This window comes from Streptomyces sp. NPDC048411 (assembly GCF_040704695.1).
GTDB lineage: Bacteria > Actinomycetota > Actinomycetes > Streptomycetales > Streptomycetaceae > Streptomyces.
Genome location: NZ_JBEZKL010000055.1, coordinates 17,896 through 38,737, shown reverse-complemented (window position 1 = coordinate 38,737; position 20,842 = coordinate 17,896). Strand labels below are relative to the sequence as shown.

Below are 20,842 nucleotides of genomic sequence, written 5' to 3'. Positions count from 1 at the left end.
GGACGACGGCGAGCGGGCCGGCCCGGAGCTCGGCGAGCCGGGTGTGCGGCCGCTACTTCAGTACGGACCGGTGACCGTCGGGCCGGGTCACACAGTGCCCCTCCCGGGCACGGGCCCACGACCGGACGGACGCCGGTCCGGGCGTGCAGGGCTGCCGCCATGCATACGGCATCCAGTCGCTCGGCGCGTACCCGGCTCCGGTCGGAAGGATTCATCGGGCGATTGTCGCCGCCGATACCGGCGTGAGTGTCGCCGCGGACCCGAACGGTCCCGTCGGGTGGGTGTGCGGCGGGAACGAGCGCCCGGCCCCCGCTGACCGATCAGCGAGAGGCCGGGGCGTCAGAGGGTCCCTCGTGAGGTCAGAGGACGCCGGAGTCGGCGATGGTGACCTTGGCCTGGGTCTTGCCGCTCTGCGAGCCGTAGCTCTCGATCTTCTTGACCAGGTCCATGCTCTCCTGGCCCTCGACCTCGCCGAAGACGACGTGCTTGCCGTCCAGCCACGACGTCACGATCGTCGTGATGAAGAACTGGGAGCCGTTGGAGTTGGGGCCCGCGTTCGCCATCGACAGCAGTCCGGGCTTGTCGTGCTTGAGCTTGAAATTCTCGTCGGCGAACTTCTCGCCGTAGATGCTCTTGCCGCCGCGGCCGTCACCGCTGGTGAAGTCGCCGCCCTGCAGCATGAAGGCCGGGATGACCCGATGGAAGGACGAGCCCTTGTAGCCGAAGCCCTTCTCGCCGGTCGCCAGCGCGCGGAAGTTCTCCGCCGTCTTCGGAACCACGTCGTCGAACAGGTTGAACACGATCCGCCCGGCGGGCTCGTCATTGATGGTGATGTCGAAAAAAACCTTGGTCGTCATGGATCCATCCTGACATCACCGCGGTCGGCCACCAGTGGACGGGGTGGTCCGGGCGCCGTATCGCCCAGCCGGTCCTCGAACGTGAGTGCGAGAAGAACTTTCGTGCGGGCGATCGGAAGGGTCGGCTGACCATGCGTCAAAAGCCTTTGTGCAGTCGCTCTTTGATCCGTTCCGGAGTGAGTGCCGGACTGATGCGCCACGCACGGTGACCGCCCTTCCTCGCTGCGCCCGACCCACCGGGGAGGACCCCTTGCCCGGTCGTCGCCCTCTCCCGGGTCTCCCGGGGCCTCCCGGGACGACGTTGTCACCCGTTCGGACGGGCGCCTGTTGCCCGGCACGTTCGACGCCGTTCGTATGGCACTGGGTCTGCCCTCCGCCGGCCCCGCGCCATGAGTCACCCTGCCCAGGAAGGGTCTGCCGATGCCAGGTGTCACCATCCATCGGCAAAGGCGTGGCGCCATGTGCGCCGCGGGGGTCCTGCTGCTCGTCTCCGCGGTCACGACCAGAGGTTCGGTCGTGGTCGAGTTGTCCGACGGGGGACTGTCCACGGGCGCCGGGACGACGTTGACCTGGAAGCCCTGTGAGGGTGAGGGCCGGCAGGGATTCGAGTGCGCCATGGTGAAGTCGCCACTCGACTACGCCCGTCCCCGGTGGCGCACCATCGACCTGGTGGTGATCAGGCACCGGGCCACCGCTCCCGGGCGGCGGGTCGGATCACTGTTCTTCAACCCCGGGGGGCCCGGCGGCCCGGGAACGGTGGGGCTGCCGTTGCAGTACCACAAGTTCCCCAAGGAACTCCGCGAGCGGTTCGACATCGTCAGTTGGGACCCGCGCGGCGTCGGGCAGAGCACCGCCGTGCAATGTTTCGCCAGTGCGGAAGAGGCCGTCACATGGCTGGCGAATGTTCCCGCCTTTCCGGTCGGCACGAAAGAGCGCAGAGCCTTCACCGCGGCCTACGCCGAACTCGGCCGACGCTGTCAGAAGCGGGTTCCCGAACTGCTGCGTCATGTATCGACGGCCGAAAGCGCCCGCGACCTCGACCGGTTGCGTCAGGCACTCGGTGAGCGGCAGTTGAGGTACTGGGGTGTCTCGTACGGAACGTTGCTGGGGGCGACCTACGCAAACCTCTTCCCGTCCAAGGTCGGCCGCCTGGTGCTCGACGGGAACGTCGATCCTCGGGCCTGGGTCGACGGCGGCTCGAAGAGCGATCCGGAACTGAACACCTTCCTGCGACTGGGGTCCGATCTGGGCTCGGCCGACACCCTGCGGGAGTTCCTGAGGCTGTGCGGTCGCGCCCCGGCGGGCAGCTGCGCCTTCTCCGCAGGAAACCCGGCAGCAACCCGCGCCAAGCTCACCGAGCTGCTGCGCCGCCTCCCGACCAAACCCGTGGGGTCCTGGACGTACGCGAAGACCGTCAGCGAGATCCGTGGCGGGCTCTACACCGTCCACCCGGGCTGGGCCGACACGGCCCAGATGTTGCAGGCCCTCTGGAAGGGACGCATCCCGGAGGATCCGCCGGCGCTTCCCGTTTCCTTGGAGTATCCCGGTTTCGAGCAGCCTCTCGCCGTACTGTGCGCGGAAAGCCCCAACCCGCGCGACCCGGCACGCTACGTCGGACTGGACAAGCTGAGCACCGCGCGAGCGGGAGACATCGGACACTGGTGGGCCTGGGCCAACGAGCCGTGCGCAACCTGGCCGACCCGTGCCGTCAGGACCTACTCCGGCCCCTGGAACAGGCACACCGCAAACCCCGTACTCGTCGTCAATGCGATTTACGACCCTGCCACCTCCTATGAGGCAGGCAAGGCGATGGCCCGTGAACTCGCCGACGCCCGTCTGCTCACGGTCAACGGGCACGGCCACACGGCATTGGACAATCCGAGCGGCTGCGTCGGCCGGCATGCGTCCCGCTACTTCCTCAGCGGGGTCCTGCCCCCCGTCGGCGCCACGTGCGAACAGGACGTCCCTCCCTTCGCGACGGAGACGCCGGCCCTCCCGGACGGAAGAGGCGGTACGGGCGCGAAGTGAGCTCCGGAACGGGTGCCGAGGTGTGTCACTCGCAGGGCGGGCCGGGACTCAGTTGTCTGTTCCGGCCGCCCTGCGGCAACGACGGCTGTTCCTCATGGGGCAAACACTGCCGGTCACGGCACTAGGGCGTGTTTCGAAAGTCCCGCCTGCCAGGCGGCGTCTGGCACGCACGCTCGCCGCGTTGTCGGGCTCGCCCCGATACGCCCAGTATCGGGGCGACCCTCCGCCGTGCCATCGCACGCACCAGACGCCGCCTGACCCGCCCTACGGGCGGACGACGCTACTTTCGAAACACGCCCTAGGACCGACGACGGGGCTTGCCCCGCCTGCCGGTCTTGGGACCGCCGGAGCCGCTCCGCGGGCTCTTGCCGGCCGGCTTCCCGGCCTTGGACTTTCGCCGCGCGCCGCCTGCGTCGGGGTGCTTGCGCTGCTTCGGCTGTGCCGGGGTGGGGTTGCGCCCCCGCGAGCTGTTGACGGTCCGCCCCCGGACGATCCCGATGAAGTCCTCCACCAGGTCGGTGGTTTCTTCCTCCGGCCACGACAGCGCGACGCGCGACTCGGGGGCGTCCGTGAGCGGCCGGTACGTGAGGTCCTTACGGTGGTGCAGGCGTGCGAGTGACTGAGGGACCACGAGGAGGCCCACGCCTGCCGCCACCAGCTCGATGGCGTCCGCCGTCGTGGCCGGACGCTCGATCGCGGGCCGGCCCGGCGGACGCTCCCAGTCGAGGGTGTCGTCGAGGGGGTGCAGCACGACGTCGTCGGCCAGATCCGCACCGGACACCTCGTCGACCGTCGCCACGATGTGGTCCTTCGGGACCACGACCACCGTCGTCTCGGTGTAGAGGGGGATCGCGCTGAGGTCCGTCCGGTCGATCGGCAACCGCACGAAACCTGCGTCGGCGCCACCGCTCCGCAACAGGTCGGATGCTTCGGCGGCGGCCACCGCGACGAGGGTCAGTGGGATGTCGGGCAGCCGCTCGTTCCAGATGCGCACCCACTTGGTCGGCGTCACGCCTGGGACGTATGCGAGCCGGAACGAGAGGGGTGCATAGGAGCCTGTCACTCCGCCAGGTTACCGGTCGTGGTCGGAGGTATCGCACACGCTCGCTACTCTTGACACCATGACGTCGCACCAGACCACCCAGACGATGAAGCCCGCAACCGCGGCAAAGAAACTGGGTGTGTACCTTGAGGCCACCCCCGCCGAGTTCCAGGAGGGTGTCGTCTCGCGCAGCGAGCTCAATGCGCTGCAGGCCAATCCGCCCGAGTGGCTGCAGGAACTGCGGCGCAACGGACCGCACCCCCGCCCGGTGGTCGCGGCGAAGCTGGGCGTCTCCATCGCGGGTCTCGCACGTGGCGGAGTCACGGACGCCCTCACCACGGAGCAGATCGACGCGCTGAAGAAGGACCTCCCCGAGTGGCTGCAGAAGGAGCGCGCCACCCAGGCCGAGGTCCGGAAGGAAGCGGCGCGCATCAAGGAGAGGAACGCGGAGCGAGCCGGTCAGCCCCAGCGACCGCGCTCCTGACCTGCTTCTCTCGAAGTTCGGACTCGACGACGCTGTCGGCGGTCACCGGACCTGCTCGCGAGGCCGGGCGTTGTTCAGCTCAGATGCACCGGCAGTGAGTCCACCCCGTACACGACCGACAACTTGCGGAACTCCAGTTCCTCCGGCCGCACCGCAAGGCGCAATTCCGGAAAACGGGCTACCAACTCGGGGAAGGCCGCGCGCAGTTCCATCTTGCCGAGTTCGGCGCCGATGCAGCGGTGGATGCCGTGTCCGAACGCCAGGTGGGACGAGGCGGGTGGGCGGGCCGGATCGAACGTGTGGCCAGGGCCGCGGCTATCAGGTGGCGGCCGCCATCGCCCCCGCGTGCGCCGTCGTCATTCGCCTCGCCAGATGTTGTCGAAGGCCGCATTCTCGACGGCTCGCCGTTGCCGTACGGCCTCCAGCTCCATGAGCGCGTCATTGACTGCGGCCAGCACGGTCACCACCGAGTCGTCGACCGTGCTCGGGAAGTCCCCGGTCCACTCGTCCCGGATCCCGATGGCTGCCGCGAGGGCGGCGAGGACGGGCTCATCGGATGTCCAGCGGTTCGCCGCCTCGCGGCGGGCGGGCGAATCGACCAGCACCGTCCGACCGCTCCGGAAGGGCATCCCGCGACGGGGCTGCCGAGTGAGCTGCCCTTCCGTCTCGAGCGCGGCCAGATAGGCGGCGGCCAGGCCGCGACCTCGGCGCCACAGCCAGTCGTCGACCGATTCGTACGGTGTTTCTCGGACCAGCGACGCCGCAGCCTCGTCCAGCAGGCGATCGGCCATGGGGGGCCGGAGGCACGGCACGATCTGGTTGCCGTCCAGCCTGATGGCCTCGGCACCGAGGAGGTCGATCATCTCGGCTCCCGCGAGCGCGAGCGACAGGTCGCCCTGCTCCACAGGGTGGCCGGGTGCCATGTCCATGACGGCGATCGAGAGGTCCCGCGGTGTGGTCATGAAGGGCTCCCCGTCAGAGGCATCGGTAGCGATGCGTCGCCGAGCAGCTGGTCCGGCGCCCGATGTGACGCCGGGCGGCAAGGTCGGCTGCCGTTGTCGGCGGCCGCGGCGATCGCCGAGCGGATGTGCTGCGTGCAGCCGGCGGGCGGGAAGCCCGGCCGGTGCTGCTCATCGGGATCAGATTACTGATCGTGCGGCCGGTGTGTGAGGAAAGGACACTTCTGCTCGTCGCCGAGCTTTCCCGATAACGAGCTTACGGAGCGAGGGTGGCAGGTGCATCCTGCGTCGGCTCCACCCTGCTGCCCTGGCCGTCGGCTGAAGCTCCAACCGCGTCGGCCCGAGTGCCCGAGTCGGCAGCTCCGGGCGACGCGGCACATGGGCGTGGCTGCTCAGATCGAGATGGGTACCCGAGCCGTCCGGCGACGTATACGCGCTTCGGTTGGCCGCACCGGCCGACTGCCGCGCTCGGTCGCACCACCTGTGCGGAAGCACGCCGGCTGTCACCTACGCAGGTTCGCTGTCACCGGGACCCTTTCCTCAGCCCAGTGTGATCCGGGCGGCGACCGGCAAGTGGTCGCTGCCGGTGGCGGGCATGGTGTGGATGTGGGTGACGGTTGCCGAGCGGGCCATGACCTGGTCGATCCGAGCCAGCGGGAAGGCGGCGGGGAAGCTGAAGGCGAAGCCGCGTTCCGGTACGTTCATCCGTGAGGTCAGCGGGGCCAGCCCACGGTCGTCGACCGTGCTGTTGAGGTCCCCCAGCAGGATCACCGTTGTCAGCTTCTCGGCGGCGACGGCCTTGCCCAGCAGGTCGGCGCTCTCGTCGCGCCAGGAGGATGCGAGGCCGCTCGCCCGGACGCGGACCGAGGGCAGGTGCGCGACGTACGCCGCAATCTCGCCGTGCGGCGTGTGGACCACGGTCCGCAGCCCGCGACTCCAGGCGTCCGCGATCCCCTGGGGTTTGATGTCCAACAGCCGGGTGCCGGTCAGCGGATACTTCGACCAGAGCCCGACGGTGCCCCGGACCGCGTGGTACGGGTAGTCCGAGGCGAGGGTCTTCTCGTAGGCAGGCAGTGCCGGAGGCACCAGCTCCTCCAGCGCGATGAGATCGGGCTCGGCGTCGGCCAGGGCGCGGGCCGTGCCTGCCGGGTCGGTGTTCTCGTCGCTGACGTTGTGCTGCACCACGACCAGGTCGTGCCCGCCGGGCTTCGCCCCGGGCAGGAGCAGTCCGCCGAAGAGGTGCATCCAGGCCGCCACGGGCATCAGCAGGGCCACCACCGCGGTGGCCGAACGGCGCAGCAGCGCCCCGCCGAGCAGTACTACGACCACCAGGCCGAGCCAGGGCAGGAAGGCTTCCAACAGACTGCCCGCGCGGCCCACGGAGTTGGGGACGGCCCGGTGGAACGCCAGCAGCCCGGCCGTCAGCACCGCGAGCGCGGCGATCACCCGCCCTCGCGTCCAGGCCGACCGGGCCCTCGCGTCCTGGCCCGGAGCCCGGCGCCGCGTCCACCGAGGCGCTGCTGCCTTCACCGTCGACGTCGCACCGCTGTCCGCCCGTGCCTGCTCCACCATGGCTTCCCCTTCACTCGACCTCGCTCCCCAGGACGAGCCACCGGGTGAATCAGTTTCTGTTGTCCGCGGCACAATGCCGCGGATGGTCGAGGCATGCCCGACCCGCAACTTCCGGCGCCGAGGGTGGTCGGCGTCGATGAGTAGGCGACGCGCAAGGGCCGTAACCACGGGACCGCGGTGGACGGCGAGCCAGGTCGGCCGGCGCACCTGCTGCCCGACCGGGAGGCTTCGACGTTGACCGCAGGGCTGGCCAAAAGGTCAGCGCCCGAGGTCGTATGCCGTGACTGCGCACCGTTCTTTGCGCAGGCGCGCGCCCGCAGGAGTGCCCCAGGCGGTGCAGAAGGCGGACCATTGGTATGTATGGCGCAACCTGGGTGAAGCTGCCGAGTGGAGCGTCGCCCAGCACCGTGGCTTCCTTCGCGTCCTGGGCGGGCTACGACCGGGGTAGTCATACGGCGCCGCGCGTCGACCCCCGAAAGCTTTGCATAAAAGTGCGTCGATGCGTATAGTCATGCCATCGATAAGGAGGATTCCGATGGCGGTACGTGCAGCAGTGGCAGGCGCGAGCGGGTATGCCGGCGGGGAGCTGCTCCGTCTGCTGCTCGTTCACCCCGAGGTGACGATCGGTGCTCTCACCGGCAATACCAACGCCGGCCAGAAGCTCGGCACGCTGCAACCGCATCTGCGGCCGCTCGCCGACCGGGTGCTCCAGCCGACCACGCCCGAGGTCCTCGCCGGGCACGACGTCGTGTTTCTCGCCCTGCCGCACGGGCAGTCCGCCGCCGTCGCCGAGCAGCTCGGTGACGAGGTGCTCGTCGTCGACATGGGCGCCGACTTCCGGCTGAAGGACGCCGGTGACTGGGAGAAGTTCTACGGGTCGCCGCACGCCGGGACATGGCCCTACGGTCTGCCCGAGCTCCCCGGTGCCCGTGCCGCGCTGGCGGGTTCCAAGCGGATCGCGGTGCCCGGCTGCTACCCGACGGCTGTCTCCCTCGCGCTCTTCCCGGCGTACGCGGCGCAGCTCGTCGAGCCCGAGGCCGTCGTCGTCGCCGCGTCCGGTACCTCCGGGGCGGGCAAGGCGGCCAAGCCGCACCTGCTCGGCTCCGAGGTGATGGGCAACATGTCTCCGTACGGCGTCGGCGGTGTCCACCGGCACACGCCCGAGATGATCCAGAACCTCAGCGCAGCCGCCGGTGAGCCGGTCACGGTTTCCTTCACGCCGACCCTCGCGCCCATGCCCCGCGGCATCCTCGCCACGTGCAGCGCGAAGGCGAAGCCGGGCGTGAGCGCCGAGTCCGTCCGTACCGCCTATGACAAGGCCTTCGCGGACGAGCCGTTCGTCGACCTTCTTCCCGAGGGGCAGTGGCCCGCCACCGCGTCCGTGTACGGCTCCAACGCCGTGCAGATCCAGGTCGCGTACGACGAGGCAGCCGGCCGGATCGTCGTCATCAGCGCCATCGACAACCTTGCCAAGGGCACCGCGGGCGGCGCCCTGCAGAGCATGAACATCGCCCTCGGACTTCCCGAGGACACAGGTCTTTCCACGATCGGAGTGGCACCGTGAGCGTCACGGCAGCACAGGGGTTCTCGGCGGCGGGCATCGCCGCAGGAATCAAGGAGAGCGGTAACCCGGACCTGGCCCTCGTGGTCAACAACGGCCCGCGTCGCGCCGCCGCGGGAGTCTTCACCTCCAACCGCGTCAAGGCCGCCCCCGTCCTCTGGTCGGAACAGGTCCTCAAGGGCGGCGAGGTCACCGCCGTCGTCCTCAACTCCGGTGGCGCCAACGCCTGTACGGGCCCGCAGGGCTTCCAGGACACGCACGCCACCGCCGAGAAGGCCGCCGAGGTCCTCATCGGTCACAGCGCCGGTGAGATCGCCGTCGCCTCGACCGGGCTGATCGGCACGCTGCTTCCGATGGACAAGCTGCTGCCCGGCATCGAGACCGCCGCCGCGGCGCTCAGCGAGCACGGCGGCGAGAAGGCCGCCATCGCCATCAAGACCACGGACACGGTCCACAAGACCGCCGTCGCGGGCGGCGAGGGCTGGACCGTCGGCGGCATGGCCAAGGGCGCGGGCATGCTCGCACCGGGGCTCGCCACGATGCTGGTCGTCCTCACCACCGACGCCGACGTCGACGCCGCCGGTCTCGACTCCGCGCTGCGCGCCGCGACCCGCACCACCTTCGACCGGGTCGACTCCGACGGCTGCATGTCGACGAACGACACCGTGCTGCTGCTGGCCTCCGGGGCCAGCGGGATCACCCCGGAGCAAGGCGAGTTCGCGGAGGCCGTACGGGTCGTCTGCGCCGACCTGGCCCGGCAGCTGATCGGCGACGCCGAGGGTGCCTCCAAGGACATCCGGATCGAGGTCATCAACGCGGCGACCGAGGACGACGCCGTCGAGGTGGGCCGTTCCATCGCGCGCAACAACCTCCTCAAGTGCGCCATCCACGGCGAGGACCCCAACTGGGGCCGGGTCCTCTCCGCGATCGGCACGACGAAGGCCGCCTTCGAGCCCGACCAGCTCAATGTCGCCATCAACGGCGTCTGGGTCTGCAAGAACGGCGGGGTCGGCGAAGACCGCGACCTCGTCGACATGCGCTACCGCGAGGTGAAGATCACCGCCGACCTCGCCGCAGGCACCGAGTCGGCCGTCATCTGGGCCAACGACCTCACCGCGGACTACGTCCACGAGAACAGCGCGTACAGCTCATGAGCGCCGCGCGGAAGCACACCGCACTGCCGAAGGCACAGATCCTCATCGAGGCGCTGCCCTGGCTGACCCGGCACAACGGCAAGACCATCGTCATCAAGTTCGGCGGCAACGCCATGATCGACGAAGAGCTGAAGGCGGCCTTCGCGCAGGACGTCGTCTTCCTGCGGCAGGCCGGCCTCAAGCCCGTCGTCGTGCACGGCGGCGGCCCGCAGATCAGTGCCCAGCTCGACAAGCAGGGCCTGGTCAGTGAGTTCAAGGCCGGGCTGCGTGTCACCACGCCCGAGGCGATGGACGTCGTACGGATGGTGCTGGCCGGACAGGTCCAGCGCGAGCTCGTCGGCCTGCTCAACCAGCACGGCCCCCTCGCCGTCGGCATGACCGGTGAGGACGCGCACACCATCACCGCCACCCAGCACCGGCCCACCATCAAGGGCGAGCTCGTCGACATCGGCCGGGTCGGCGAGATCACCGCCATCGACACCGGGGCCATCCAGGCGCTGCTGGACGACGGCCGGATCCCGGTCATCTCCTCCATCGCCCGCTCCGCCGACGACGACCACGTCTACAACGTCAACGCCGACACCGCGGCCGCCGCACTCGCCGCCGCGCTGAACGCCAAGACGCTGATGGTCCTCACCGACGTCGAGGGTCTCTACGAGGACTGGCCCAACAGCGACGACGTGATCAGCCGGCTCACCGCCGGCGAGCTGGAGAAGCTGCTGCCGGAGCTGTCCAGCGGCATGGTGCCGAAGATGCAGGGTTGTCTGTACGCCGTGCGCAACGGCGTCGAGACCGCCCGTGTCATCGACGGCCGGGTCCAGCACTCGATCCTGCTGGAGATCTTCACCGACGAAGGAATCGGCACGATGGTCGTGCCCGACGCACAGCCAGGAACAGCCGCACAGCCGGGGACAGAGGGGGAAGCATGACCAACGCCGAGCTTTCGCAGCGGTGGCAGGGCTCGCTCATGGACAACTACGGCACCCCGCAGCTCTCCCTCGTCCGCGGCGAAGGCGCCCGCGTGTGGGACGCCGACGGCACCGAGTACCTCGACTTCGTCGGCGGCATCGCGGTGAACGCGCTGGGCCACGCCCACCCCGCCGTCGTCGAGGCCGTCTCCGCCCAGATCGCCTCCCTCGGCCATGTCTCCAACCTCTTCATCGCCGAACCGCCCGTCGCCCTCGCCGAGCGGCTCCTGCACCTTTTCGGACGGACCGGCCGGGTCTACTTCTCCAACTCGGGCGCCGAGGCCAACGAGGCCGCCTTCAAGATCGGCCGGCTGACCGGGCGGACCCATATGGTCGCCACCGACGGCGGCTTCCACGGCCGGACCATGGGGGCCCTCGCCCTCACCGGCCAGCCCGGGAAGCGCGAGCCGTTCCTCCCGCTCCCCGGCGACGTCACGCATGTCCCGTACGGAGATGCGGAAGCCCTCCGCGCCGCAGTGACCACGGGGACCGCGCTGGTGATCATCGAACCCATCCAGGGCGAGAACGGTGTGGTCGTCCCGCCCAAGGGCTACCTGGAGGCCGCCCGGGAGATCACCCGGGCCACCGGCACCCTGCTCGTTCTCGACGAGGTGCAGACCGGTATCGGCCGGTGCGGCCACTGGTTCGAGCACCAGGCCCACCAGAGCGTCGAGCCCGACATCGTCACCCTCGCCAAGGGCCTGGGCGGCGGGCTGCCGATCGGCGCCACCATCGCCTTCGGTGCCACGGCCGACCTGCTGAAGCCCGGTCAGCACGGCACGACGTTCGGCGGCAACCCGATCGCCTGCGCTGCCGGTCTCGCCGTGCTGGACACCCTTGCCGCCGGTGGCGCCCTGGACCGGGTGAAGCGGCTCGGTGAGCGGATCCGGGAGGGTGTCGAGGGGCTGGGGCACCCATTGGTCTCCCACGTCCGCGGCTCCGGACTGCTCCTGGGTATCGTGCTCACCGAGCCCCTCGCACCTCAGGTGCAGCAGGTGGCTCAGGGAGCCGGACTCCTGGTGAACGCGCCCGCCCCCGATGTCGTACGGCTGATGCCGCCGCTGATCATCGGTGACGCGGAGGTGGACGCGTTCCTCCAGGCACTGCCCGGCGCTCTCGACGCGGCACACGGGGACGGACCATCCGGAGAGAAGCGCTCCGGAGAATGAGGCGACGACGATGACCGAGGCGCAGGAATCCGAGTACGGCGGGCAGTCCGTGCCGCAGACCCGCACGGCACGCCACCGCCGGATCGTGGACATTCTGAACCGGCTGCCGGTGCGCTCGCAGAGCCAGCTGGCCAAGCTCCTCGCCGACGACGGGCTGAGCGTCACCCAGGCGACGCTCTCCCGGGATCTGGACGAGCTGGGCGCGGTGAAGATCCGTAACACCGGCGGCGAGCTGATCTACGCGGTGCCGAGCGAGGGCGGTTTCCGTACCCCGCAGGCGCCGCTCGGCGAGTCCGCCAAGGAGGAGCGGATGCGGCGCCTCTCCGCCGAACTGCTCATTTCGGCGGAAGCCTCGGCCAACCTCGTGGTGCTGCGTACGCCTCCGGGCGCGGCCCAGTTCCTGGCCTCGGCCATCGACCAGGCCGAACTGCAGGACATCCTCGGCACGATCGCGGGCGACGACACGTTGATGCTGATCAGCCGTGACCCGGCGGGCGGTCAGGCACTCGCCGACCATCTGCTGCGGCTGGCGCAGAACGGCCGCTGAGCCCGCGCGGGCTTTTCTCCCCGGATCGGGACGGACCCCGAGGGCCCGGGCCGACCCGGGAGAGGGCGGGCCCGGGTGTCCGGATCAGTAACGGGTGGTCGCGGTCGGGCCCGAAAGCGTCCCGATCGCGATGTGCGGCCGGCGGTCCGGGTCCGCCCCTATGCGTATGTCCCGGACCGTAGGCGCGACCGAACCGGTCCGCCCCCGGGCCTGCTCCGGATGGACCAATGCCCGACGGCTCATCCCGCGGCGGGCATGCCGGGCAGCGGGAGCGGCAGCCCGGGAAGGCCGTCGATGCTGGTGGCGACGTGCTCCTTCTTCTCGAAGTACTCGCTGAGCGAGGCGTCGTCCTCGCGGGCGAAGCGCTGGGCGTGGAGCGGCCGGTCCTCGTCGTAGGACATGAAAGGCACGGCGAATCCGCAGGTGTCCCGGATCAGCTCGGCCGTCACCACGATGATCGCGCGCAGCCCGTGCGGTGTGGGGTCGACGCCGGGGAAGTGGGCGAGCAGGCCGGTGAACCGCGGGTCGTCGCGGAAGACGGGCTCGCCGCGGCCGTGCACCCGCACGATGTTCGGCGGTCCCTGGAAGGCACACCACATGAGGGTGATGCGGCCGTTCTCGCGGAGATGCGCCACGGTCTCCGCATTGCTCCCGGCGAAGTCCAGATAAGCCACGGTCCGCTCGTCGACGACCGCGAAGGAGCCGCTGACTCCCTTGGGGGAGAGGTTGACCGTGCCGTTCCCGTCGAGGGGCGCGGTCGCCGTGAAGAAGATGTGCTGCTGTTCGATGAAGGTCCTGAGCCGTCCGTCGATACGTTCGTACGTCTTTCCCATGAGGTGATTATCGGCGCCGATACGGCGGATGCCGGGGGTATTTCAAAGTATGGGCAGCGCCCCTGGTCGCCGCCTGCGCGGCCCGATGGTGCGCCACCGACCGGCAGCTTTGACAAATCATACGGAGGACTGCATAGTTATGCCCATTGCGGATTGCACCGTAAGGAGAAACCCGTGACCGAGCGCGTCGTACTCGCCTACTCGGGCGGTCTGGACACCTCCGTCGCCATCGGCTGGATTGCCGAGGAGACGGGCGCCGAGGTCATAGAAGATCGCCGCGAAGCGCGATCTGCAGGCGTAGCCTGACGTCGACCTGGCCTGACGCCGACCCGTTCACGTCACCGCCTCCCCGTTCCTCCACGGCTGGGAGGTCGCACATCCACCCCCTGGCATTTCCGAGGAGCACGCAGTGAGCAACCTCACCGGCAACAGCGACGTACGCCTCTGGGGCGGCCGTTTCGCCGACGGCCCGGCCGAGGCGCTGGCCAAGCTGTCCGCCTCCGTCCACTTCGACTGGCGGCTCGCGCCGTACGACATCGCCGGCTCCCGCGCCCACGCGCGTGTCCTCCACAAGGCGGGCCTGCTGACCGCGGATGAACTGACGCGCATGATCGCCGGTCTCGACCAGCTCGAAGCCGATGTCGCCGACGGCTCCTTCACCGGCACCATCGCCGACGAGGACGTCCACACCGCGCTGGAGCGCGGCCTGCTGGAGCGCCTCGGCAAGGACCTCGGCGGCAAGCTGCGCGCCGGCCGGTCCCGCAACGACCAGGTCGCCACGCTCTTCCGGATGTACCTGCGCGACCACGCCCGGATCATCGGCGGTCTGATCGCCGAGCTCCAGGACGCCCTGGTCGGTCTCGCCGAGGCCCATGCGGACGTCGCCATGCCGGGCCGTACGCATCTGCAGCACGCCCAGCCCGTCCTCTTCGCCCACCATGTCCTGGCCCATGTGCAGTCCCTGTCCCGGGACGCCGAGCGGCTGCGGCAGTGGGACGAGCGCACGGCCGTCTCCCCGTACGGCTCCGGCGCACTCGCCGGTTCGTCCCTGGGGCTCGACCCGGAGGCGGTCGCCGCCGACCTCGGCTTCGAGCACGGTTCCGTCGCCAACTCCATCGACGGCACGGCCTCCCGCGACTTCGTCGCCGAGTTCGCGTTCATCACGGCGATGATCGGCGTCAACCTCTCCCGGATCGCGGAGGAGGTCATCATCTGGAACACGAAGGAGTTCTCCTTCGTCACCCTGCACGACGCCTTCTCCACCGGCTCGTCGATCATGCCGCAGAAGAAGAACCCGGACATCGCCGAGCTGGCCCGCGGCAAGTCCGGTCGGCTCATCGGCAACCTGACGGGCCTGATGGCCACATTGAAGGCCCTCCCGCTCGCGTACAACCGCGACCTTCAGGAGGACAAGGAACCGGTCTTCGACTCCTGCGACCAGCTCGAGGTCCTGCTGCCCGCCTTCACCGGCATGATGGCCACGCTCACCGTCAACCGCGAGCGGATGGAGGAGCTCGCACCGGCCGGCTTCTCGCTCGCCACGGACATCGCCGAGTGGCTGGTCAAGCAGGGCGTCCCGTTCCGTGTCGCGCACGAGGTCGCGGGGGAGTGCGTCAAGGAGTGCGAGCAGCAGGGCATCGAGCTCGACGAACTCACCGACACGCAGTTCGCGAAGATCTCCGAGCACCTCACCCCCGAGGTCCGCACGGTCCTCAACGTGGCGGGCGCGCTGGCCTCCCGCAACGGGCGCGGCGGTACGGCCCCGTCGGCCGTCTCCACCCAGCTCGCCGAGGTCAAGGCCGACCTTGCCGTCCAGCACGCATGGGCGACCGCGAAGAGCTGACAGCAGCCCGGGCGCAGGCGACGAGGCGGGGAGCGGTCGTGCGCTCCCCGCCTCGCCGCGTCCGTACGGGCGGGCGGGCGACGGAACGGCGACGAGGGGGTCCGGGGCGTGGCCGACCACCACATCACCGCCGTGACGGTGAGGACGCCGACACCCGTACTGGCCGGGCCGATGACCACCGATCCGCTCGCGGGTGCTCATCCGGCTGAAACTCCCGGACGACATGGAAGCCGACCTGCCGGCCGGACTCGACCAGGTCTGCGCAGGTCCGAGGGGCGAGGCCCTGGCCGGACCGGCCCGCTCCCGGCCAGACGAGGGCCCGATCGGCCGAATCCCGCGGCTGGACGCGCGTGAATCCGGCTGCGTTACGGCCTCCCCCGCGATAGGGAGTGGATCGGCGAGCGGCGTCGTGCGGCTTCGATGGCAAGGCGGAGGAGGGAGTCGACGCGGAGCGTCGGTGACCGACGACAACGCCGCCAGCGGAGTTGCAGGGTGTCGGGAGTCCACTCCCTGTCGTGGGGCAGGCCGTAACGTTGGCGGGGAGCACCCCATCGACGAGGAGCCCGCGATGCCTTTCGGACGCCTGGCCTCGGCCACGACCCCGACCGCCCATATCGGGCTCGGCCTGGCCGCGGTCGGCAGGCCCGGCTACATCAATCTCCACCGCGACCGGGACCTGCCCGAGGACCGGAGCGTCGACGCCCTGCGCGAACGCACCCATGAACTGCTCGACGCCGCCTATGCCCAGGGCGTCCGCTACTTCGACGCGGCCCGCTCCTACGGCCGCGCGGAGGAGTTCCTCGGCGCCTGGCTGGCCGCCCGTCCCGAGGTACGAGATGTCGTCATCGGCAGCAAGTGGGGCTACACCTACACCGCCGACTGGAGCATCGACGCCGAGGCGCACGAGGTCAAGGACCACAGCCTCGCCACGTTCGAGCGGCAGCGCGCCGAGACCGAGGCGCTGCTCGGCGACCGGCTCGACCTCTACCAGATCCACTCCGTGACGGCCGACAGCCCGGCCCTCACCGACAAGGAACTCCACGCGCGGCTCGCCGAACTCGCGGCCGACGGAGTCAGCGTCGGACTCTCCACCAGCGGCCCCGGCCAGGCGGACGCCATCCGTGCCGCGCTCACCGTCAGGGTCGACGGCGAACCCCTCTTCCGGACCGTCCAGGCCACCTTCAACGCCCTGGAGACCTCGGCCGGTCCCGCGCTCGCCGAGGCGCACGAGGCCGGGCTGACCGTGATCGTCAAGGAAGCCATGGCCAACGGGCGCCTCGCCGGAAAGGATGCCCCCGCGATCGTCCAGGAGATCGCGGCCGAGGCGGGCCTCGGAAGCGACGCGGTCGCGCTCGCGCTGGTGCTGCACCAGCCGTGGGCCGGCGTCGTGCTCTCCGGCGCGGCGACGGTCACCCACCTCGCCGGCAACCTGCACGCCCCGCTCGTCGATCTCGACGAGGAGCGGCGGTCCCAGCTCGACGCGCTGGTCGAGGAGCCCGAGGCGTACTGGCGCCACCGCGCCGCGCTGCCCTGGAGCTGACCGGCGGCGCACCAGCCGATTCCTTGATCACCGGCCGTTCTGTCACATCCGCGCCGTTCCACGCGTCAATGGTGTGACGGCACGCGACGGAGGAATGGGTCTGTGGACGAGAACGAGTTTCTGGCAGCACGCTTCGAGGAGAACCGGACCCATCTGAAGGCCGTGGCCTACCGGATGCTCGGCTCGCTGAGCGAGGCGGAGGACGCCGTCCAGGAAGCGTGGATCCGGCTCAGCCGCTCCGACGACCGGCAGATCGACAACCTGGGCGGCTGGCTGACCACGGTCGTCGGCCGGGTCTGTCTGGACATGCTGCGCTCCCGCCGGTCCCGGCGGGAGGAGCCGCTGGAGGCAGGGACACCCGACGGGCACACCCCCGATCCGGTCCTCGGCCCGCAGCCCGGCAGCGACCCCGAGCAGCAGGCGCTGATCGCCGACTCGGTCGGGCTCGCGCTGCTCGTGGTGCTGGAGACGCTGGACCCCGCCGAGCGGCTGGCGTTCGTGCTGCACGACATGTTCGCGGTGCCGTTCGACGAGATCGGGCGCATTGTGGACCGCACCCCGGCCGCGGCCCGCCAGCTCGCCAGCCGGGCGCGCCGCCGGGTCCGGGGCGTGGACCCGGCGCCCGACCCCGATCTCAGCCGCAGGCGCGAGGTCGTCGAGGCGTTCCTGGTCGCCGCCCGGGGCGGCGACTTCGACGCGCTTGTCACCGTGCTCGACCCGGACGTGGTGGCACGGTCCGACAGCGGCGCGGGTGGTGTGGGTGCCCCGTCGCTGGTGCGCGGAGCCGCGTCGGTGGCCCGCCAGGCGATGATGTTCGCGCCGTTCGCCCGGTCCTCGCAGATGGCTCTCGTCAACGGGGCCCTCGCGGTCATCTCGACCCGCGAGGGCCAGCGGTTCTCGGTCATGCGATTCACGATCGAGCGGGGCAGGGTCACCGAGCTGTACGTGATCAACGACCCGGCCCGGCTTCCGGAGCTGGATCTGACCGTGCTCAACGACTGAGAAGGGCCGGGGGCGGACCGCGGCTCAGTTCCCGTCCCGGTCCGCCGCCCACTGGGAGAGCGCGTCGAAGTCGGTACGCTCCAGCCCGATCCGCGGATCGGGCTGGAGCAGCAGCGACGTTCGGTGAGACATCTTTGTCTCATATGGGTTAGTGTTGTCTCATGACTCTTGACCGTGAGCAGGTGCTGCGCAGCGCCGCCGCACTGCTGACCCGTAAATCGACCGCCACCATGAACGAGGTCGCCCGGGCGGCGGGCATCGGGCGCGCCACCCTGCACCGGCACTTCGCCGGACGGGACGCCCTGGTCAGAGCATTGGAGAACCTGGGGATCCAGGAGTTCGAAGCGGCCCTGGACGCCGCCGCGCTCGACGAGGGAACCTCGGAGGAGGCGCTGCGCCGGCTGATCGCGGCCGTTGAACCGAGCGCCGGACTGCTGTCCTTCCTCGTCACGGAGAACCAGCTCTTCGAGGGCGAAGAGGTGAACGACGGCTGGAACCGGACGGACGCACGAGTCTCCGCCTTCTTCCGGCGCGGTCAGGAGCGCGGCGAGTTCAGGATCGACCTGACCCCGGCCTGGCTGACCGAGGCCCTCTACGGACTCGTCTCCACCGGCGCCTGGGCCGTCCAGGCGGGCCGGGTCGCCGGACAGGACTTCCAGTACATGATCGTCGAGTTGCTGCTCGGCGGAGCACGCCGGAGCGTGGAGCAATGACCAGCACCGACCAGCACACGGAGACCTCGGACGAGCTGCGTCGCCCCGGGCGGTGGATCGCGCTGGCCGTCCTCGTCCTCGCCGTCCTGCTGGTGGCCGTCGACGCCACGGTCCTCGGGCTGGCGACACCGTTTCTCACCGAGGATCTCCAGCCGACCGGCACCCAGCTCCTCTGGATCGGCGACGTCTACTCGTTCGTCATCGCCGGACTCCTGGTCTCCATGGGCAGCCTCGGTGACCGCATCGGTCGCAAGAAGCTGCTGCTGAGCGGCGCCACCGCGTTCGGTGCGGTCTCCGTGCTGAACGCGTACGCGAGCAGCCCCGAGATGATGATCCTGGCGCGGGCGCTGCTCGGGGTCGCCGGCGCCACCCTGATGCCGTCCACCCTCGCTCTGATCCGCAACCTCTTCAACGACCCGCGCGAGCGCAGCTTCGCCATCGGCATCTGGGGGGCCATGGCGTCGGCGGGCGCGGCCGTGGGTCCCGTCGTCGGAGGATTCCTGCTCCAGCATTTCTGGTGGGGCTCGGTCTTCCTGATCAATCTGCCGGTGATGGTGGTCCTCGTGGTCGTCGGCATCCGCATGATCCCGGAGTCGAAGAACCCGGCGCCCGGCCCCTGGGACCTGGTCAGTGTCGCGCTCTCCCTGATCGGCATGATCGGTGTCGTGTACGCGATCAAGGAGCTGGCCGCGCATGGGGCGAGCTGGGAGGTCGCGGTCTCCGGCATCGGCGGTGCGGGCGCGCTCTACTGGTTCGTCCGCAGGCAGCTGACGCTCCCCGAGCCGCTGCTGAACATGCGGCTCTTCCACCACCGGGGCTTCTCGGGCGCGGTCCTCGCCGACCTGCTCACCATCCTCGGCCTGTCCGGGCTCGTCTTCTTCCTCTCCCAGTTCCTGCAACTGGTCCAGGGACGCGGACCGCTGGAGGCCGGGCTCGCCGAACTGCCCGCGGCCGTCGGCGCGGTTGCCTGCGGTCTGATCGCAGGCATGGCCGCCCGCCGCTTCTCGGTCCGGTCCGTGGTCTCCGCCGGACTGGCGGCGGTCGGCGTCGCACTCGCCGCCGTCACCTTCGTCCACCAGGAGACCGGCTATCCGCTGATCGGTCTGCTGCTGCTGGTCGTCGGCATCGGCGCGGGCTTCGCCTTCACCGTGACCGCCGACGTGATCCTCTCCAGCGTCCCGAAGGAACACGCGGGCTCCGCGTCTGCAGTCTCCGAGACGGCGTACGAGCTCGGCGCGGCCCTGGGCATCGCCCTGCTCGGCTCCATCGTCACCGGCGTCTACCAGGACTTCGTCACCCCGAACGGCGTCCCGGCCGAGACCGCCGCGGCCGCCCACGAGTCACTGGGCGGCGCGGTCGAAGCGGCCCACGCCCTGCCGCAGGCGCAGGGGAGCGCCCTGGTTTCCGCGGCTCAGGACGCGTTCGTCGACGGGCTGCACATCGCCTCGGGCGTCGGCGCTGTGGTCCTGCTGGCGACGGCCGTCGCCTCCTGGTTCCTGCTGCGCGGCCAGGCGCTGGAGGAGGAGATCGAACACCCTTAAGGGCGTTTTTTGAAAGTCCCGCCTGCCTGGCGGCGTCTGGCACGCACGCTTGCTGCGTTGTCGGGCTCGCCCCGATACGCCCAGTATCGGGGCGACCCTCCGCCTTGCGATCGCACGCACCGGACGCCGCCAGGCCTGCCCTACGGGCGGACGACGCTCCTTTCGAAACACGCCCCAGCGGCGTCCTGGACCCCTCCTTCTACGACCATTCGGGTTGTCCCGACATAGGGAAGGGCCCGTACCGCCGAACGCGGTACGGGCCCTTCCCAACGTCCGATCAGGCGGCCTTCGCCTTCGTCGCATACATGTCGACGTACTCCTGGCCCGACAGCCGCATCACCTCGGCCATCACGGAGTCCGTCACCGCCCGCAGGACATAGCGGTCGCGGTCCATGCCCTCGTACCGGGAGAACTCCATCTGCTCGCCGAAGCGGACCGTCACCTTGCCGGGACGGGGCAGACCGGTACCACCGGGCTGCAGCTTGTCCGTGCCGATCATCGCGAACGGCACCACCGGCGCGCCCGTCATCAGCGTCAGCCGGGCGATGCCCGTACGACCGCGGTAGAGGCGGCCGTCGGGGGAGCGGGTGCCCTCCGGGTAGATGGCGAACGCCTGGCCCTCCTCCAGCACCCGACGGCCCGTCATCAGCGCCGCGACACCGCCGCGTCCGCCGTCCCGGTCCACCGGGATCATGCCGCAGCCGGTGAAGAACCAGGCCATCAGCCGGCCCTTGAGACCCTTGCCCGTCACGTACTCGTCCTTGCCGATGTAGAACACCGGCCGGTCGCAGCAGATCGGCATGATCATCGAGTCGATGAACGTCAGATGGTTGCCCGCGAGGATCACCGGACCGTCGCCCGGAATGTTCTCCACGCCCTCCACCTGGGGGCGGAACATCAGACGCAAGATCGGTCCGAGCACTGCCTTGATGAGTGCGTGTCGGGACAACGGTTCCTCCGGTGTAGTGGCCGGCCGAGGCGCGGGATCGTGACGGTCCATGCAGGTGAGGACGATACTCGCGGGTACTC

Annotated in this window: 18 protein-coding genes and 2 pseudogenes; 13 read left to right on the top strand and 7 right to left on the bottom strand. The window is 70.0% G+C overall.

Annotation, left to right across the window (positions count from 1 at the left end; translation table 11 throughout):
- Positions 1–359 precede the first annotated feature (359 nt).
- Entirely contained in the window at positions 360–857 is a 498-nt protein-coding gene (locus tag AB0915_RS20565) for a peptidylprolyl isomerase (RefSeq protein WP_366692455.1), read from the bottom strand.
- Positions 858–1,316: 459 nt separating this feature from the next.
- On the opposite strand from AB0915_RS20565, the gene AB0915_RS20560 reads away from it, so the two are divergent.
- Complete coding sequence (locus AB0915_RS20560; protein ID WP_366692454.1) at positions 1,317–2,885, top strand: alpha/beta hydrolase; 1,569 nt, start codon at positions 1,317–1,319, stop codon at positions 2,883–2,885.
- A 298-nt stretch (positions 2,886–3,183) separates the two neighbouring features.
- On the opposite strand, the gene AB0915_RS20555 is transcribed toward AB0915_RS20560, so the two are convergent.
- A complete protein-coding gene (locus AB0915_RS20555; RefSeq protein ID WP_366692453.1) occupies positions 3,184–3,948 on the bottom strand; it encodes a LysR family substrate-binding domain-containing protein in 765 nt (254 codons plus the stop codon).
- 58 nt (positions 3,949–4,006) lie between these two features.
- Here AB0915_RS20555 and AB0915_RS20550 point away from each other — a divergent pair, with 58 nt between their 5' ends.
- Positions 4,007–4,411: a DUF5997 family protein gene (locus tag AB0915_RS20550; protein ID WP_366692452.1), complete on the top strand. Its 405-nt coding sequence runs from the start codon at positions 4,007–4,009 to the stop codon at positions 4,409–4,411.
- Between the two features lie 74 nt (positions 4,412–4,485).
- On the opposite strand, the pseudogene AB0915_RS20545 reads toward AB0915_RS20550, so the two are convergent.
- From AB0915_RS20545 to AB0915_RS20535, 3 genes and pseudogenes are all read right to left on the bottom strand, one after another.
- Positions 4,486–4,707, bottom strand: a pseudogene (locus AB0915_RS20545) (cytochrome P450); the annotation flags it as partial.
- Between the two features lie 60 nt (positions 4,708–4,767).
- The gene (locus tag AB0915_RS20540) at positions 4,768–5,373 is read right to left on the bottom strand and encodes a GPP34 family phosphoprotein (RefSeq protein ID WP_366692451.1); all 606 of its coding nucleotides are present in this window, start codon (positions 5,371–5,373) and stop codon (positions 4,768–4,770) included.
- Positions 5,374–5,910: 537 nt separating this feature from the next.
- Complete coding sequence (locus AB0915_RS20535; protein ID WP_366692462.1) at positions 5,911–6,816, bottom strand: endonuclease/exonuclease/phosphatase family protein; 906 nt, start codon at positions 6,814–6,816, stop codon at positions 5,911–5,913.
- 661 nt (positions 6,817–7,477) lie between these two features.
- Here AB0915_RS20535 and argC point away from each other — a divergent pair.
- The 5 genes from argC to AB0915_RS20510 are packed head-to-tail and all read left to right on the top strand — an operon-like array spanning position 7,478 to position 12,341.
- A complete protein-coding gene (argC, locus tag AB0915_RS20530) occupies positions 7,478–8,506 on the top strand; it encodes an N-acetyl-gamma-glutamyl-phosphate reductase (protein ID WP_366692450.1) in 1,029 nt (342 codons plus the stop codon).
- On the top strand, positions 8,503–9,657 hold the full coding sequence (gene argJ / locus AB0915_RS20525; protein WP_266987792.1) for a bifunctional glutamate N-acetyltransferase/amino-acid acetyltransferase ArgJ: 1,155 nt from the start codon (positions 8,503–8,505) through the stop codon (positions 9,655–9,657). Before argC ends, argJ begins: the two co-directional genes overlap by 4 nt.
- Positions 9,654–10,586 (top strand): acetylglutamate kinase, encoded by a 933-nt coding sequence (gene argB / locus AB0915_RS20520; protein WP_366692449.1) that lies wholly within the window; start codon positions 9,654–9,656, stop codon positions 10,584–10,586. The genes argJ and argB overlap by 4 nt, the downstream gene beginning before the upstream one ends.
- Positions 10,583–11,794, top strand: a complete 1,212-nt coding sequence (locus tag AB0915_RS20515) for an acetylornithine transaminase (RefSeq protein WP_366692448.1) — start codon at positions 10,583–10,585, stop codon at positions 11,792–11,794. The genes argB and AB0915_RS20515 overlap by 4 nt, the downstream gene beginning before the upstream one ends.
- Positions 11,795–11,804: 10 nt before the next feature.
- Positions 11,805–12,341 (top strand): arginine repressor, encoded by a 537-nt coding sequence (locus AB0915_RS20510; protein WP_037698928.1) that lies wholly within the window; start codon positions 11,805–11,807, stop codon positions 12,339–12,341.
- Positions 12,342–12,580: 239 nt separating this feature from the next.
- Here AB0915_RS20510 and AB0915_RS20505 read toward each other — a convergent pair whose 3' ends face one another.
- Positions 12,581–13,174, bottom strand: coding sequence for a pyridoxamine 5'-phosphate oxidase family protein (locus tag AB0915_RS20505; protein WP_366692447.1), 594 nt, complete (start codon positions 13,172–13,174; stop codon positions 12,581–12,583).
- 174 nt (positions 13,175–13,348) lie between these two features.
- On the opposite strand from AB0915_RS20505, the pseudogene AB0915_RS20500 reads away from it, so the two are divergent.
- From AB0915_RS20500 to AB0915_RS20475, 6 genes and pseudogenes are all read left to right on the top strand, one after another.
- Positions 13,349–13,441, top strand: a pseudogene (locus AB0915_RS20500) (argininosuccinate synthase domain-containing protein); the annotation flags it as partial.
- 142 nt (positions 13,442–13,583) lie between these two features.
- Positions 13,584–15,017, top strand: a complete 1,434-nt coding sequence (argH, locus tag AB0915_RS20495) for an argininosuccinate lyase (protein ID WP_366692446.1) — start codon at positions 13,584–13,586, stop codon at positions 15,015–15,017.
- Positions 15,018–15,585: 568 nt separating this feature from the next.
- Positions 15,586–16,557 (top strand): aldo/keto reductase, encoded by a 972-nt coding sequence (locus AB0915_RS20490; protein WP_366692445.1) that lies wholly within the window; start codon positions 15,586–15,588, stop codon positions 16,555–16,557.
- 102 nt (positions 16,558–16,659) lie between these two features.
- Positions 16,660–17,559: an RNA polymerase sigma factor SigJ gene (gene sigJ / locus AB0915_RS20485; protein ID WP_366692444.1), complete on the top strand. Its 900-nt coding sequence runs from the start codon at positions 16,660–16,662 to the stop codon at positions 17,557–17,559.
- Between the two features lie 161 nt (positions 17,560–17,720).
- The gene (locus AB0915_RS20480; RefSeq protein WP_366692443.1) at positions 17,721–18,272 is read left to right on the top strand and encodes a helix-turn-helix domain-containing protein; all 552 of its coding nucleotides are present in this window, start codon (positions 17,721–17,723) and stop codon (positions 18,270–18,272) included.
- On the top strand, positions 18,269–19,813 hold the full coding sequence (locus AB0915_RS20475) for an MFS transporter (protein WP_366692442.1): 1,545 nt from the start codon (positions 18,269–18,271) through the stop codon (positions 19,811–19,813). The genes AB0915_RS20480 and AB0915_RS20475 overlap by 4 nt, the downstream gene beginning before the upstream one ends.
- A 277-nt stretch (positions 19,814–20,090) precedes the next feature.
- Here AB0915_RS20475 and AB0915_RS20470 read toward each other — a convergent pair whose 3' ends face one another.
- Positions 20,091–20,762: a lysophospholipid acyltransferase family protein gene (locus AB0915_RS20470; RefSeq protein ID WP_366692441.1), complete on the bottom strand. Its 672-nt coding sequence runs from the start codon at positions 20,760–20,762 to the stop codon at positions 20,091–20,093.
- Positions 20,763–20,842 lie beyond the last annotated feature (80 nt).

Excerpts from the sequence above, each read along its gene's own strand:
- AB0915_RS20475 (WP_366692442.1), top strand. The coding sequence starts at position 18,269 with ATGACCAGCACCGACCAGCACACGGAGACCTCGGACGAGCTGCGTCGC.
- AB0915_RS20490 (WP_366692445.1), top strand. The coding sequence starts at position 15,586 with ATGCCTTTCGGACGCCTGGCCTCGGCCACGACCCCGACCGCCCATATC.
- AB0915_RS20515 (WP_366692448.1), top strand. The coding sequence starts at position 10,583 with ATGACCAACGCCGAGCTTTCGCAGCGGTGGCAGGGCTCGCTCATGGAC.
- AB0915_RS20540 (WP_366692451.1), bottom strand. The coding sequence starts at position 5,373 with ATGACCACACCGCGGGACCTCTCGATCGCCGTCATGGACATGGCACCC.
- AB0915_RS20505 (WP_366692447.1), bottom strand. The coding sequence starts at position 13,174 with ATGGGAAAGACGTACGAACGTATCGACGGACGGCTCAGGACCTTCATC.
- AB0915_RS20480 (WP_366692443.1), top strand. The coding sequence starts at position 17,721 with ATGACTCTTGACCGTGAGCAGGTGCTGCGCAGCGCCGCCGCACTGCTG.
- AB0915_RS20550 (WP_366692452.1), top strand. The coding sequence starts at position 4,007 with ATGACGTCGCACCAGACCACCCAGACGATGAAGCCCGCAACCGCGGCA.
- argB (WP_366692449.1), top strand. The coding sequence starts at position 9,654 with ATGAGCGCCGCGCGGAAGCACACCGCACTGCCGAAGGCACAGATCCTC.
- AB0915_RS20565 (WP_366692455.1), bottom strand. The coding sequence starts at position 857 with ATGACGACCAAGGTTTTTTTCGACATCACCATCAATGACGAGCCCGCC.
- AB0915_RS20510 (WP_037698928.1), top strand. The coding sequence starts at position 11,805 with ATGACCGAGGCGCAGGAATCCGAGTACGGCGGGCAGTCCGTGCCGCAG.
- argC (WP_366692450.1), top strand. The coding sequence starts at position 7,478 with ATGGCGGTACGTGCAGCAGTGGCAGGCGCGAGCGGGTATGCCGGCGGG.
- AB0915_RS20560 (WP_366692454.1), top strand. The coding sequence starts at position 1,317 with ATGTGCGCCGCGGGGGTCCTGCTGCTCGTCTCCGCGGTCACGACCAGA.